Here is a 12,437-nt window from a genome sequence, read left to right as displayed (position 1 = left end):
CTAGGAATGGAGTCCACACATGGCACAACTCAAGACCCTCAAAGAAATCGGCCTGATGGCCGTCGAGCTGCATGTTTGCACCAAGAACCGGAAGGCTGCTAGCGATAGCCTCAAGGATGCCTATCGCCGCTGGGCCCACAACACGGGCACCTTTCATCATTTTGACCGTGACAGCGACGAATGGAACAGGATGATGATTGCAACCGATCCTGAGTACCAGCTGGAACAGGCCGCCAAGAGCAAGGAACGAAACGCCATGAATCGACTGCACCGGGCCATCTCGAAAGGCGTCCAGCTGTGAAAGCACTTGAAATCACAGGCCAAGAATCGGCCACTGACCTTATCAAGCAGTTGGTGTGCCTTCGCCTGCTGGCCCGTCAGACCATCTTGACGCGCAAGAAAGCTGAAGCACTGACCCAGCAGTACCGAGACAAGCAAGCGGCTGCTGCTCAAGATTCGGAAGACTGGGCTTTGTCAGGGCATCTCATTTCAGCGCTGGAAGAAAACGGACTCAACTGCCGGTTTCATGAGATTGAAATTGGCCAATACCTCATGCACCTCTGTCATGAGCTGGACAAGAAGGCGCCGCGAGAGTTGATCTTTGAAGCGATCAACACCAGCAAGGCAGACCGGAATTCAGAGGAGGTACGCAAGTATGGTGAGAAATCACACCATCTGATCTGCATCCTAGACCTCGAAAACTCCGCCACTCTGGACGATGAGATTGAGATCCGCCCGTTGAAATGGTGTCACACGATGGCATTCATGAACGCCATGCAGACCAACGAAAAATTGGGCAAGGCGATCCATGACATTTCCAATGAGTTCTTTGACGGTGCTTTTGGCGAGTACCGCGAGGCCCCTCTGATGGAGCGCTTAGCAGGGAGAGCGGTGTGATGGGGTAGCGTTTGGCGATCCCATGCACCCGGAGATTTGTTTACTCCCCTTTGCCCATGTCATCAAGTGCTTCAGAGAGCAATGTGTGCAATGCCATCTCAACTGTAATGCCTCGACTTTCAGCAATGAGCTTCAGCCGACTGTATAGCGCTTCATCTAGGTCTATGGAGCTGAAGAATTTCCGACCCGATGGGTATTCTGGAACATCAAACCCCGCCTCAATTTCACCCTTTCCATAGGCAAGCCAGTCAAAGCCCACTGCCAACGCCTTGGCCAATTTTGCAATTACCTCGGTGCGCGGCTTGCTCTTTCCCTGCTCGTAGCGAGAGATTTGAGCTGGCGCGATACCGCTCACTTCGGCCAGCTCCGCCTGACTCCAGCCGTGTCCGGATCGTGCCTTTACAAGGCGATGTTGGAAATCTTCATTCATAACTCTAAAAATAGTCATTAACAGTATTGACAAGTAGCGGATAGTATTTAAACTACTACTCAAGACTGTTCAGTATCAATCACTACCAATGATGATTCTATGTCGAAACCCAAACAGAAGCCACCCATACAGGTAAGGCCTGACGATGAGTTGGAGGCGTACCTCCGCCAAATGGCAGCGCAATCCTGCAGGTCAGTCAATAAGGAGGTGCTGTTTCGCCTCCAGCAAAGCCGCATCCATGATCAGCGCCAGGTCGCGCAGAAAGGAAACCAGCAATGAAGGTGAATCTTCCAATCAGTGAGCGCCAGATTGAAGGCGAACTCATCAAAACCTGCTCTGGCCGCGAGTTGCGCGATGAACTTGGCGTCACGAAGGACTACACCACCTGGGCCAAAGCGCAGATAAAGCGGGCCCGCTTGGTTGAAAACCGCGACTACCTGCTCACCCAAGAGGGGGAGCAGCTCCCAAGTGGCACCAAATGGCGCTCGGAGTACCACTTTTCCATCGACGCGGGCAAGCACATCGCAATGATGAGCGGCACACAGCGCGGCTCGGAAGTGCGGGACTACTTCCTCGATTGCGAAAAGAAGGCCAAAGGAATCCCCTCGGTCAAGGACCCACAGATCGCCGCGGTGATCTTTGCTCTGACCCGTGTTGATGCGGTCGAACAGGAGCAAAAGCGCCAGGCTGAAGAGTTGGCCAAGATCGCTGAAAACGTCGCAGTGATCGAAGCGCGCACACAGCCCGAGAACAAGCATTTCACTGTTATGGGCTATGCCAATTTGATTGGCATGAGTGTTGACACACGCACAGCGGCAACCCTGGGTAAGCGCTGCGCCTCATTGTCGCGCCAGAAAGGCCTTGTGATCGGAGACGTGAAAGACCCGCGCTTTGGCAACGTCCACAGCTATCACGAATCCGTTTTGCAAGAAATCATCCCCATGGGAGCCAAGAAAGCCGCCTAGACCCAAAGACGAAACCCCTGAGCAGGTGAGAGCGCCCAGGGGTTTCTAGATCAAAAAACCATACCTCGGAGTTCAGATCATGACCAGCATTATCCCGCGTTCGCCCGAAACCACAAAGCAAGCCCGCGCGAACCCGAAACAAGGCCGCAACCCGCGCCCCCAGCCTCTCATGCGCTGCGCTGCTCCAGCGCCAGCACTGCCCGAACCCATCGACGCCCAGGACCTGCGGATTCGAGCCCATGAAATCGGCATTCACTGGTGGTCGATCATTGATAGCGTTCTCAGCTCCCATGAGCATCGTGAGCATGTCCACCCTCAGCCGCTGGAGCCACTGCCGCAGTGGGCAGTTGATCGCCTCAAAGACCAAGGGCGCCACAACAGCAGTGAGGCGGAGTTTTCCCAGGCAGATCGCCTCTTGAAAGACTGGCTCCACCTTGCCGTTGGTGATGGGTCGCAATATCGCTATGAGGTGTGGACGAACAAAGGCGCCCGCCTGTCGATTCGTCATGAGTCCTTGGCAGAGGCCGCAGAAGTGCTGGACCGACTCAAGCCTGAGCATCCAGAGGCATTCATTGCACGGGTTCATGTGCTCTCTGGCCCGCCTTTTGGCCAGGCCCTGAATCCCGCTCTGCTGGACACCCTGATTGGGCGTGTCGACCACATCGGCACTGCCTTTGCCGACGATGAGGACGAGTACACCGTCCAAGACGAAACCGGGCGCCAGGTGTCCGTAAAGGCTTCTACGCTGCGCCAGCACCAGGTATATGACCGACTGACCAAGCGCGGCAAAGAATCGCTGGATCACTACTTGGCGGAGTACAAGCCCCGCAAGCAGGCCATTCGCAAGGCAGCAGCCGAGCGCAAAGCAGGTGAACAGCCATGAGCGCGGTCGTAGAGTGCAAAGCGCCAGCCAGGCGCAATACAGCACCGGGCCCATCCATCCAAGCAACGGCAGTGCAACCCATGGGTAGCCGTGGCCAGCTCGGGCAGTGCCGGGGCCTGCATCTGCTGCAGACCCATTCCAGCCTCTTCGGGGACTGGATCGCTGCACATGATGTGATTGAGGTGGATTTTGATCGCCGCAGCATCAAGGGCGATGCTGAATACCTGATTGCCTTCCGCCACACCGACGATTACAGCTGGTACGGCGTGCGCCGCTTTCAGTTCCGCCTCGATGGGGAGCTGTGGATTGCTGACCCGACCATTCACGGGGAGGGGCAGACATGGCGGATTGTCACCCCTGAAATGCTCGCCAACATCGAAGTTTTCGGCATGGTCCGGGAAGTCTACAAGCCGCTTAGCAAGCTGCGGAGGTAAATCATGGAAGCAGTTATTGAAAAGCCGCGCCGCGCGGCTAAGGGAGAGACGCGCGCATTGGCGCCAGCAGCCACCGTCACCCCAAGCCTCGACAGCAATGTGACGGCCCCAGAGCAAGGCAATCATGCGCCTACTACCAAGCCAGCTAGACGCAAGCGCTCCCCTGCTGGAGCACCAAAAACCGCCATGGCGAGAAAGGCTGGCGCTGAGATCCTATCGCTGGTTGAATCAGCATCCATAACGATGCATCTTGTAGCCTCCGATTCAGGTGAGGACTATGTGTTTGGCTTGCATCACCTCACGGATTGGCTTTATGAGAAATGCGAGTCCGAGATTGGTTTGATCAAGAACGATCCATCCGAAGCTGTGAGTTTGTTAGGCATCGTTCAGGCCGACATAGTTTCTGTTGTCGCTGTCATTGAGCGATTGCCAGAGCCGTCAAGCGTCCCGGTTTTCAAAGTTATCTCTGCAGCCCTGCGGCTTGCTATGAACATCGCAAATGCTGTGGAAGAGGCCCGAGCCGACAGTATGAAAGCGCTGTGGCCAAGATGACCAGGCACTACGCCCCACCACCACCCAAGCCGCCGCAGCGCACCGGCTCCGCGTTCGACATTCTCAAGGAGATTGCGGAGCGCCGGGCCCAGCTCGCGGCGTCCCCCTCCACGCTGGCCAGCCAGGCCGAGCAGAAGAAGAAGGCGAAAAGATGACCCGCGACGAAATCCTAACCCACGCCCGAGCCGCTGGCATGGAGCGCACGCATCCCGGCATGGCGGTAGAGGTAGTGGCGTTTGCCCGCACCATCGAGGCCCAGGTGCGCGAGGAATGCGCACGAATCAATGACGAGAAATCTCGCAGACTGGCCCAGGAGGCAGAAGCCGCAATTGAGGAGGGTGACAGCGACACATGCTCATCGAACCGAGCAGCAGCACACCTGCTGTCTGTCTGTGCAGCTCGGATTCGAGCACCACAACTGGAGGGCGAAGGATGACCAGCAAGACAACCACAAAGCCGCAGGCCGACCAGAAAGCTGCAGGCCCGACCAAGTTGGCCAAGGTTGAGACAGTCGCCCTTTGGCATGCCGTCAACTGGATGGAGGTTGTATTGCGCGAATGGAAGCGCGACGGGTTCAAAGATGACCAGGACCAAGCGCAGCATGAGGTGCAGCGCCAGCACCTCACCACCGCCAAGCAGGCGCTGCGCAAGGTCAACCAGCTACGGAAGGAACAAAAAACATGCAAAGCCGTTGGGTGACACTGAAAAAAGCATCCGAGCTGACGGGCTTGGCAGTGACATTCTTTGATGAGCGCACCGGGAAATCAGGCCGCTGGCCGGAGGGTGTTGTCTGGAAGTGGTTCGAGGGCCGCAAGATGATCGACAGCACCGCGCTCGATGAGTTCATTGATAGCGATTCAAGCCCGCCCAGCACGCGCGGCAGGAAGAAGGCGGATCAATCATGCCCGGCGTAATCATCCGCAAAAACGCCATACAGATCGATCTGCGCGCCCATGGGTACGGCAAAGAGCCGCTCACCCTGTCGCCTACGCCTGCAAACGTGCGCTATGCCGAGCGGCTGCGCTTGGAGATCCTGGGCAAGATCGAGCGCGGCACATTCGTGCTGGCCGACTACTTCCCGGATAGCCCCCGGGTCGTGAAGACCGCGCCCGAGCCGTCCGAGTCTCCTACCCTGGGTGATGTTTTCAATGAGTGGCTCAAGGTCAAGCGCCCCGAGGTGCAGCACAGCACCGCCCACCACTATCAGCAGACCATCGACAGCTATCACTTCGACACCGTGCGTAAGACCACTGCGGACGCCTTCACATTCCGTGAATTGAAGCTGCTGCTGGCCTCGATGCCTCAGCACCCGAAGACCTTCAACAACGTGGCCAGCGTTCTCAGCATGGCGCTTGAGTATGGCCACAATGCCAAGTTCATCGCTGAGCCGCTGCACCTGCAGGTTGTCATGCGCAAGCACCAAAAGCCTGGGCCTGACCCTTTCACACTGGAGGAGGTCGAACACCTGCTCACCAAGTTCGCCAGCGACCGGGGCCGGGACTATTACGAGTTCGCCTTTTTCAGCGGCATGCGCCCATCTGAAATGCTGGCCCTGAAATGGGCCAATGTTGACCTGCGCGCGGGCTCGGTGCTGGTGGATGCGGCACTCACCAGGGGAAAGGTGAAGGGCACCAAAACATCAGCCGCCCGAGAGATCGAGCTGACAAGCCGTGCCCTGCGCGTGCTGGAGCGCCAGCGCAAGCTAACCCAGTTGGCCGGAGGTGTGGTGTTTGTGGGGGATGACGGGCAGCCATTCACATCGACCGATGCCCCGCTGGATCGATGGTGGAAACCCGCCATGCGCTTGTCCAGCATGCGCCAGCGTGACGCCAGGCAGACGCGCCACACCTTTGCGACCATCTGCCTGATGGCTGGCATCAAACCCGCATGGGCAGCCCGGCAAATGGGGCACTCGGTTGAAATGTTCTACCGTGTATACAGCCGCTGGATCGACCATGCCGACAAGGGTGCAGAGCGCCGCAAATTGGACGGTTACATTTCAGCGGAAAGCGGGGACATGAAGGCCGAATTAGGCGGGATTTAACGGTTGTCCTACAGTGAAAACTGTATGGATCATCAGTGGAATTCGGTCTAAATAGGCTGGAATCAGGTTCGATTCCTGTCGGGGGGACCAGGATTTCGCAACGAAATCAATTGGCCTATGTTTTTTCAGGCTCTCCGGAAACATGCCAGGGGCATGGATGCGGTATGTATAGACAGTGAATCCGCAATGAAATGAGCCACCCTTGGGGTGGCTTTTTTACTGGTGCCCATGGGAAAGGTGAAACCGCCTCAACCCTGTGGCATTCTGATCCCTCCCTGCTTTTTCGACAGAGGACCGTGAAGACTTTCCGGAAACCTTGATCGGTTGCGGCCATCCAAGAAACGTTTGCACCTGCAAAAAGAATCTCACGACTTTTCTTTGTCAATTGATTATTAATAGCTTGTTAGTGGGCGCCAGCACCCAGTGGCTACCATCTTTGAAATGCAGTAGAAGCCGCGCTTTGAACTTATTTTTGTTCGGTGTAATTTGAAAACTGCTTAACTGCGAAAGAGATTTGGCCAATCGATCGTTTTGCCACCTTTGCTCAACCACGCAAAGGGAACCGGCGATGGAGTAGCCTCTATAGCTAAGCTGGTTGTGCTTGGTGATTTGGTAGTCTCCTCCAATGGAAGTGCACCCTTGATCTACTACCAGCGACCCCTCGCTCGAAAAACTGAACTTTGGGCTTCCATATCCTGCAGCCTGCAGATTGGACTGGTCCTCGCCCTCGGCATCGTACGCTTCCAGCAACACCCAGTCGAAAGTGCGCAGTGTTTGCGCATCGTGCGCAGAAGAATCTGCATTTTTATCCAATGCAGCCGCATATGCCTGCTCTGCGCCAAGCAGGCTAAAAAAATAAAAAACCGCGAAAGTGCAGAAAAATGGTCGCATCAAATGCCCAATGAGAGTCGTCCCGGCGGCCCCAACCAGGCGTTCTTACTGCGAAACAACAATGCAAGAAAACAATGCAAGAAGGCCGTGGCAGCGGTACCCAAGCCTACCTCATGAACTGCCCGCTGGCATCAATGATGGACAGATCCACAAAACTCAGGCCAGTGCGGTCATTCGGGCCGTAGCCAACTTCGAGGCCCCCCAGATCGAAGTATTCCATGCCGGCAAGTGCAGCAACCAGTTTTTCGCGCGTAGGCTTGGGGCCCGCACGGCGCAGGCCTTCCACAAGCACTTTTGCCGATGCAAAGCCCTCCATCACCGAAGGCGAGAGCGCAACATCTCCATTGGCTTTGGCCAGTGCGGCAGCCTCTCGGTTGATTGCATAGCCCATGGCCCGTTCACTGGGAAAAACCTGCGTCACGATCACTCCGCGCCTTGCGTCGCCCAACTGCTTGATGAAGCCTGACGACGCGTTGTTGGACACCGTCACCACCTGCATGTGCTTGGCAGCGTCCGTCTTGCGCAGCGCCTTGACGCCATCACTCACGGCCACACTGGAGCCAATCCAGATGACGGCTTGAATGTTTGCCTTCACGAGTTGCGGGACGATGGCTTCGTAATCTGGCGTGTTGCGGTCGGCCTTGATGACGATTGCCGGTTCCCAGTTGGTCTTTTTGAACCCCTGCATCGCTCCCGCAAGACAGTCTTCACCAAAGCTGTCGTCCACATGCACCATGGCAACGCGCAGGTAGCCCATCGTATGGAGTGCCTCTACCGCCTTTTTTGTCTCTGCCTGGTAACTGGACCGTACATTGAATACCAATGGATTCACAGGCTGATGAAACACCATTGCCCCCGTGGATGGGGCCACCAGGGCAACACCATGCTTTGCCAGGTGGAGCAGGATAGTCTGCGTGTGGGGCGTGGCACGGCTCATGAATAGCGCAACCACGTTGTCGCGCTCAATCAGCCGCTGGGCATTCTCTCCTGCCAGCTTTGGCTCAAACTTGTCGTCCAGCGTGATCAATTTGATCTTTTCGCCATTCACGCCACCTTTTTCATTGACGCTGTTCAGGTACAGGTTCACGCCTTGCAGTGTCTCGCCCACGCTGGCCGCCACGGGCCCGGTGACGGCCGTGGTCTGCCCGATCAATATGTCGGCCTTGGCAGACGAGGTACCAAGCATGGCGACCAACGCACCCAAGACAAAGCAGGCACGCCCGCGCCAGGAAGAACTACTAGCCATCATTGCACCTTTACGAGGGAAAGCAGCCGGTACATCAAAATCGATTGCCGGCGCAGAAGCATATACTCACATCTAAATACATTTGGTAGGGTTTACGCGGGAACAGCAATAAATTTCGCTAAATCAACAGACTGGACTGATCAGGGGTTGTCTGGAATGTAGGCGGAAGCTCCCCTGAAGCGGGCTTTCCTGTTCAGACGCAATGCTGCGAAAAGAGAACCTTGCTGCGGGATCGTGACCCGATCACCCGCGAGCAGTATCAGAGACTCTTCAAGGGCTGCGCAGGGAGTGAAAAATGTTGTACCAGTCCCGGGAACGGCTGCAGCAAAAAAGATAGAGATAATAAAAAATCTATTGATTGCAAACAAAAGTCAAGATGAATTCAAATGTCTAATGATTCTATATAATACCTCATCAATCATTTGAGGTGAGGGATATTCATAATGAGAAAATATAATAACTTCGCAATTGGCGCCATTTTTTTCGCAACATTTCACGCACATAGTGCTGAAATTACGGTAGCTGCCAATTCCAATTATTTCGCCAATTGGAGTTTTAGCGATTTTCAGCCGCCTGCCCAAACCCAGTACTATTATGACGGCGCAGGAAACAGAGGAACCTACGCTTTACCGGCTGGTGGCGGGCAAAATGTAGGAACTCTGGCTGGCAACCCCTTGACATGGACGGTTCCAGAACAGGATGCAGCAAAAATCACTGCGGGGGTTTTTACCACCAATCGTAATGTTTTCGGCACCAATCTCCCGCCAGGCTTATTTGGCGCTGCTCCCACACCCAATCCTGGTCAGGGTTTTCTGAACAGAGGTATTGGACAGTTCAGCACTACCAAGCCATTTGCACCAGGCACAACATTCTTCTTTCAGGATTTTGACAATACTGAAACAGCAGAATATCACTTCTATGACTGTGCCGGCAGCCAGGTGGATGCGGGTGATTTTGATTTTCTGAAAATATCCACCATCAATACACCCAGCCACTCCGTGCAAGGAAGTGCACCCAATCGGTATTGGACAGCATCGGCGGTCGTGGCCAATGATCCCAATACGGTAAGTGGCATTTCGATCAAGGCGAATAATGTTTGCCGTATCGATATATCAGGCACCCGCCCTGCTGGCACCGGTGGCAGTGTCAATTACTTCCTGGGCTCACCACCCAATGTTGTGCCAACCGCCGTTCCAGCCATCGCTGGCACCATGCAGGTGGGATCCGTCGTAACGGGCTCATATGCCTATGCGGACAACGAATCCGATGCGGAGAACCCAGCTGGCACAACGTATAAGTTCGTCAGCAGTCCCAATGCCAGCATCGCAAGCTCCAGCGAAGGCACGACGGTTGCAAGTGGAACCACCGGTGGAGCCTCGGCCAGCGTGCCCTATACGCTTTCGGGGGCGGATTTGAATATGTATATCTATTACTGCGTCACGCCCGCGGCCCAAACCGGAGCGTCACCCGGTGTGGAGGTATGTACTGCAGCATCGGGCCCGGTCGTCGATAAGCCGACACCGCCAATACCACCAACCCCTGCAGCCCCGGCCAATGTGCCAACCCTTGGCGAATGGGGGGTGATAGGTCTTTCGTCGCTCATTGCCATGTTCGGATTCCTACGCATGCGCAGACGCCAAGATTGATCGACGCAAAAAAAGACCGCTTCAAAGCGGTCTTTCTGTTTCTACAAACCCTATTGCTATAGCAGTTCCAGCACCAGCTCCGGTGGACGGCACAGGCGGGCGCCCTTGCCAGTCACCACGATGGGGCGGTTGAGCAAGATCGGGTGCGCCGCGATGTGGTCGATGAGCTGCGCATCACTCCACGTGGGATCGTCCAGGCCCAGCTCCTGGTAGACGGCCTCTTTGCTGCGCATGACATCGCGCACGGGCACGCCCAGTTGCGCAATCAATTGCGCCAATTGCTGTGCATCCAGAGGCTGCTGGAGGTAATCCACCACCTGCGGCGTGATGCCGCGTTCTTGCAGAAGGGCGAGCGCGCCGCGCGAATTGCTGCAGCGCGCATTGTGATAGATGGTGGTGGTAGTTGGGGACATGGCCCCATCTTATTACAGGGAGGCTTCCAGCTCCGGCATGATGATGCGCGCCTTGGTGAGTGCCATGCCCAGGTTGGCCGTGCGGCGGCACACAAAGACGGCCACATACTCTTCGTTGGTCTTGCCCCGGATGAAGATGTGCAGCAGGTTGTCGCTGTTGACGATGATTTCCTGGAAGTAATGGTGGCCGTCATCGGGCAGACCGCGCGACTTCTTGAACATGCGCTCGATCATCGAGACGTTGGGGCCATTGAACAGGTCTGCCGTTGCAGCCGCAACCAGATCAATGACCTCACGCGGGTGCGAATCCACGGTGCGGATTGCCAGCAGCATGCCACTGGCCACGTCCACATAGCCCGCGGCCAGGCACTCCGGTACAAACGATGCGACCTTCTGTAGAACTGCATCCATCGACATATAGCTTTCCTTCTCGTAAAACACGGCGCGTGCATGCCGCCAGCCCCTGCCAGCGCTGCACCCTCGCCTCTATGCGTTAACCCATTTTTTCCAGCAGCATGGCTTCGTAGGCGAACAGAATGTTCTCCTGCAGCTCCGACTGCACGAACTGCGATTCAACGGCGCGCACGCGGCGCAACGACTCTTCTGCAGTGATGCCTTCAAACACCAGCCAGGCCGCCAGCACCGTGCCCGTGCGGCCCAGGCCCGCCAGGCAGTGCACCGCCAGCACATCGCCGCCCAGCAGCAGGCGCTTCATCTTGAGCATCAGCATCTGCAGTTGCGCAACCGTGGGCGGCTCGCGGTCATACACGGGCAGATGGATGTTTCGCAGCCCATTGCGTGCGAGCGCGGCCTGGTCCACATCCTTTTCGGTCAACGAAACCAACACGGTCACGCCACAGCGCTTGAGCGCCTGCAGGTCGATGTCGATGGCATTGACAACGCCCGGCAACGGTGTGCCCGCCAGCTTGCCGGGCACCAGCCAGGCAAATCCGCGCGGGCCGCGCGACACCGGTACAAAGGTTTCCGCAGCCAAAACCGGGTTGGCCAATGCCAGGTCGGGCAGTACAGCGCGCTGGCTCAGGCGCGCAGCCTGCTCCGCCGTTGCAGCTGCTGGCACAGGGGGCGTCTGCACCGCTTCCGCCTGCATCGCCTGCTCCACCGTGATCTCCGGCACCAGCACCGAGCAGCTGCCGCTACGCACAAACTGCTGGCCCGCTGGCGAATACGGTGCGGCAAAAAAAGCCTCGGCCGCATTCGACTCCTGCACCGTTCCGCCAGCCAGCAGCAGCACCCGGTCCGCCACGGCTGCGGCGTGGCGCTGGTTGTGGGTGACGAACAAGACGGCCCGCTCCTGCCCTATGCGTTTGAGCAGTTCCAGCAGCAGGTAGGCGTCGTACTCGTCCAGATCGGCTGTGGGCTCATCCACCATCAGCAAATCAGGGTCTGCGGCCACCTCGCGCAAAATGGCGATGGCACGCTGCTGTACGGCAGGCAGTTCCACGGCGGGAGTGGCCAATTGGGTTTTCAACTCCGAAAACCCCATCCCATCCAGAAAATCATTGCACCACTGGCGGCGCTCCTGCATGGATTGCGCGCCTGCGCGCCGGAACTCGGTGAGTGAATCCTGCACGCTCGCCAGCATCAGCCGTGCGTGCTGGCGTACCATGCGCGGGCGATGCGCTTCCGTGAGGGGCTGGCCCGCATAGCGCACACCACCCCACTGGCGAAAACGCGGATTGTCGTCGTTCACCCCGGCCAGGCTGCGCAACAGGCTCGATTTGCCGCCGCCCACGGGCCCCATCAATGCCGTGATCGTGCGTGGCGCCATCTGCAGGTTCAACGCCGAGAGGATGACCTTGTCTCCATAGGCCACGCCCCAGTTGTCTGTTTCCAGAACAGGTATTTGTTCAGACACGCGTGCTATGCCGCAGGGCGGCGCTTTCTTGGTCCACCGGGCACAGAGCATGAAAACCGGTACCGCCCGCCGAGCACCAGCCGCTGAATTTCCCCGGATTATAGAAAGCAGAAACAACAAAAAGAGTATCTTGATACTCTTTTAAAAAGTAAATAGTTAC

General features: G+C 56.8%; 18 protein-coding genes. 12 read left to right on the top strand and 6 right to left on the bottom strand.

Annotated elements, in window-relative coordinates; translation table 11 throughout:
• Positions 1-19: 19 nt before the first annotated feature.
• Positions 20-301 carry a hypothetical protein gene (locus LAD35_RS03750; RefSeq protein ID WP_224151376.1) on the top strand — a complete coding sequence of 94 codons (282 nt, stop codon included), beginning with the start codon at positions 20-22 and terminating at the stop codon, positions 299-301.
• Positions 298-897, top strand: coding sequence for a hypothetical protein (locus LAD35_RS03745; RefSeq protein WP_224151375.1), 600 nt, complete (start codon positions 298-300; stop codon positions 895-897). The genes LAD35_RS03750 and LAD35_RS03745 overlap by 4 nt, the downstream gene beginning before the upstream one ends.
• A gap of 40 nt (positions 898-937) precedes the next feature.
• Here LAD35_RS03745 and LAD35_RS03740 read toward each other — a convergent pair whose 3' ends face one another.
• Positions 938-1,327, bottom strand: a complete 390-nt coding sequence (locus LAD35_RS03740; protein WP_224151374.1) for a helix-turn-helix domain-containing protein — start codon at positions 1,325-1,327, stop codon at positions 938-940.
• Between the two features lie 275 nt (positions 1,328-1,602).
• On the opposite strand from LAD35_RS03740, the gene LAD35_RS03735 reads away from it, so the two are divergent.
• The 9 genes from LAD35_RS03735 to LAD35_RS03695 all read left to right on the top strand — a co-directional run bounded on the left by LAD35_RS03735 (position 1,603) and on the right by LAD35_RS03695 (position 6,205).
• Positions 1,603-2,292, top strand: coding sequence for an antA/AntB antirepressor family protein (locus LAD35_RS03735; RefSeq protein ID WP_224151373.1), 690 nt, complete (start codon positions 1,603-1,605; stop codon positions 2,290-2,292).
• A 79-nt stretch (positions 2,293-2,371) separates the two neighbouring features.
• On the top strand, positions 2,372-3,175 hold the full coding sequence (locus LAD35_RS03730; RefSeq protein ID WP_224151372.1) for a hypothetical protein: 804 nt from the start codon (positions 2,372-2,374) through the stop codon (positions 3,173-3,175).
• An 80-nt stretch (positions 3,176-3,255) separates the two neighbouring features.
• The gene (locus tag LAD35_RS03725) at positions 3,256-3,609 is read left to right on the top strand and encodes a hypothetical protein (protein ID WP_224151371.1); all 354 of its coding nucleotides are present in this window, start codon (positions 3,256-3,258) and stop codon (positions 3,607-3,609) included.
• A 3-nt stretch (positions 3,610-3,612) separates the two neighbouring features.
• Complete coding sequence (locus LAD35_RS03720; protein ID WP_224151370.1) at positions 3,613-4,161, top strand: hypothetical protein; 549 nt, start codon at positions 3,613-3,615, stop codon at positions 4,159-4,161.
• Complete coding sequence (locus LAD35_RS03715; protein ID WP_224151369.1) at positions 4,149-4,316, top strand: hypothetical protein; 168 nt, start codon at positions 4,149-4,151, stop codon at positions 4,314-4,316. The genes LAD35_RS03720 and LAD35_RS03715 overlap by 13 nt, the downstream gene beginning before the upstream one ends.
• Positions 4,313-4,597, top strand: a complete 285-nt coding sequence (locus tag LAD35_RS03710) for a hypothetical protein (RefSeq protein ID WP_224151368.1) — start codon at positions 4,313-4,315, stop codon at positions 4,595-4,597. Before LAD35_RS03715 ends, LAD35_RS03710 begins: the two co-directional genes overlap by 4 nt.
• Complete coding sequence (locus tag LAD35_RS03705) at positions 4,594-4,860, top strand: hypothetical protein (RefSeq protein ID WP_224151367.1); 267 nt, start codon at positions 4,594-4,596, stop codon at positions 4,858-4,860. The genes LAD35_RS03710 and LAD35_RS03705 overlap by 4 nt, the downstream gene beginning before the upstream one ends.
• On the top strand, positions 4,842-5,075 hold the full coding sequence (locus LAD35_RS03700) for a hypothetical protein (protein ID WP_224151366.1): 234 nt from the start codon (positions 4,842-4,844) through the stop codon (positions 5,073-5,075). Before LAD35_RS03705 ends, LAD35_RS03700 begins: the two co-directional genes overlap by 19 nt.
• Positions 5,063-6,205 (top strand): tyrosine-type recombinase/integrase, encoded by a 1,143-nt coding sequence (locus LAD35_RS03695; RefSeq protein ID WP_224151365.1) that lies wholly within the window; start codon positions 5,063-5,065, stop codon positions 6,203-6,205. Before LAD35_RS03700 ends, LAD35_RS03695 begins: the two co-directional genes overlap by 13 nt.
• 381 nt (positions 6,206-6,586) lie before the next feature.
• On the opposite strand, the gene LAD35_RS03690 is transcribed toward LAD35_RS03695, so the two are convergent.
• Complete coding sequence (locus LAD35_RS03690) at positions 6,587-7,096, bottom strand: META domain-containing protein (protein ID WP_224151364.1); 510 nt, start codon at positions 7,094-7,096, stop codon at positions 6,587-6,589.
• Between the two features lie 106 nt (positions 7,097-7,202).
• Positions 7,203-8,282: an ABC transporter substrate-binding protein gene (locus LAD35_RS03685; protein ID WP_224151363.1), complete on the bottom strand. Its 1,080-nt coding sequence runs from the start codon at positions 8,280-8,282 to the stop codon at positions 7,203-7,205.
• Between the two features lie 503 nt (positions 8,283-8,785).
• Here LAD35_RS03685 and LAD35_RS03680 point away from each other — a divergent pair.
• Positions 8,786-9,988 (top strand): IPTL-CTERM sorting domain-containing protein, encoded by a 1,203-nt coding sequence (locus LAD35_RS03680; protein WP_224151362.1) that lies wholly within the window; start codon positions 8,786-8,788, stop codon positions 9,986-9,988.
• Between the two features lie 56 nt (positions 9,989-10,044).
• On the opposite strand, the gene arsC is transcribed toward LAD35_RS03680, so the two are convergent.
• The 3 genes from arsC to LAD35_RS03665 all read right to left on the bottom strand — a co-directional run bounded on the left by arsC (position 10,045) and on the right by LAD35_RS03665 (position 12,277).
• Positions 10,045-10,401, bottom strand: a complete 357-nt coding sequence (gene arsC / locus LAD35_RS03675; protein ID WP_224151361.1) for an arsenate reductase (glutaredoxin) — start codon at positions 10,399-10,401, stop codon at positions 10,045-10,047.
• Positions 10,402-10,413: 12 nt separating this feature from the next.
• Complete coding sequence (locus LAD35_RS03670; RefSeq protein WP_224151360.1) at positions 10,414-10,818, bottom strand: hypothetical protein; 405 nt, start codon at positions 10,816-10,818, stop codon at positions 10,414-10,416.
• A gap of 76 nt (positions 10,819-10,894) precedes the next feature.
• Positions 10,895-12,277, bottom strand: coding sequence for a phosphatase domain-containing putative toxin (locus tag LAD35_RS03665; protein ID WP_224151359.1), 1,383 nt, complete (start codon positions 12,275-12,277; stop codon positions 10,895-10,897).
• Positions 12,278-12,437: the final 160 nt, after the last annotated feature.

The organism is Comamonas odontotermitis, from assembly GCF_020080045.1.
In the GTDB taxonomy this organism is placed as follows: Bacteria; Pseudomonadota; Gammaproteobacteria; order Burkholderiales; family Burkholderiaceae_C; genus Comamonas; species Comamonas odontotermitis.
Note: the sequence above shows the minus strand (reverse complement) of the source record. Positions and strands in the feature narration are given on the sequence as shown.

Bases quoted from the DNA above. Each gene is read 5' to 3' on its own strand.
- arsC (WP_224151361.1), bottom strand. From the start codon at position 10,401: ATGTCCCCAACTACCACCACCATCTATCACAATGCGCGCTGCAGCAAT.
- LAD35_RS03710 (WP_224151368.1), top strand. From the start codon at position 4,313: ATGACCCGCGACGAAATCCTAACCCACGCCCGAGCCGCTGGCATGGAG.
- LAD35_RS03705 (WP_224151367.1), top strand. From the start codon at position 4,594: ATGACCAGCAAGACAACCACAAAGCCGCAGGCCGACCAGAAAGCTGCA.
- LAD35_RS03695 (WP_224151365.1), top strand. From the start codon at position 5,063: ATGCCCGGCGTAATCATCCGCAAAAACGCCATACAGATCGATCTGCGC.
- LAD35_RS03680 (WP_224151362.1), top strand. From the start codon at position 8,786: ATGAGAAAATATAATAACTTCGCAATTGGCGCCATTTTTTTCGCAACA.
- LAD35_RS03720 (WP_224151370.1), top strand. From the start codon at position 3,613: ATGGAAGCAGTTATTGAAAAGCCGCGCCGCGCGGCTAAGGGAGAGACG.
- LAD35_RS03735 (WP_224151373.1), top strand. From the start codon at position 1,603: ATGAAGGTGAATCTTCCAATCAGTGAGCGCCAGATTGAAGGCGAACTC.
- LAD35_RS03700 (WP_224151366.1), top strand. From the start codon at position 4,842: ATGCAAAGCCGTTGGGTGACACTGAAAAAAGCATCCGAGCTGACGGGC.
- LAD35_RS03750 (WP_224151376.1), top strand. From the start codon at position 20: ATGGCACAACTCAAGACCCTCAAAGAAATCGGCCTGATGGCCGTCGAG.
- LAD35_RS03690 (WP_224151364.1), bottom strand. From the start codon at position 7,096: ATGCGACCATTTTTCTGCACTTTCGCGGTTTTTTATTTTTTTAGCCTG.
- LAD35_RS03725 (WP_224151371.1), top strand. From the start codon at position 3,256: ATGGGTAGCCGTGGCCAGCTCGGGCAGTGCCGGGGCCTGCATCTGCTG.
- LAD35_RS03670 (WP_224151360.1), bottom strand. From the start codon at position 10,818: ATGTCGATGGATGCAGTTCTACAGAAGGTCGCATCGTTTGTACCGGAG.
- LAD35_RS03740 (WP_224151374.1), bottom strand. From the start codon at position 1,327: ATGAATGAAGATTTCCAACATCGCCTTGTAAAGGCACGATCCGGACAC.
- LAD35_RS03730 (WP_224151372.1), top strand. From the start codon at position 2,372: ATGACCAGCATTATCCCGCGTTCGCCCGAAACCACAAAGCAAGCCCGC.
- LAD35_RS03685 (WP_224151363.1), bottom strand. From the start codon at position 8,282: ATGCTTGGTACCTCGTCTGCCAAGGCCGACATATTGATCGGGCAGACC.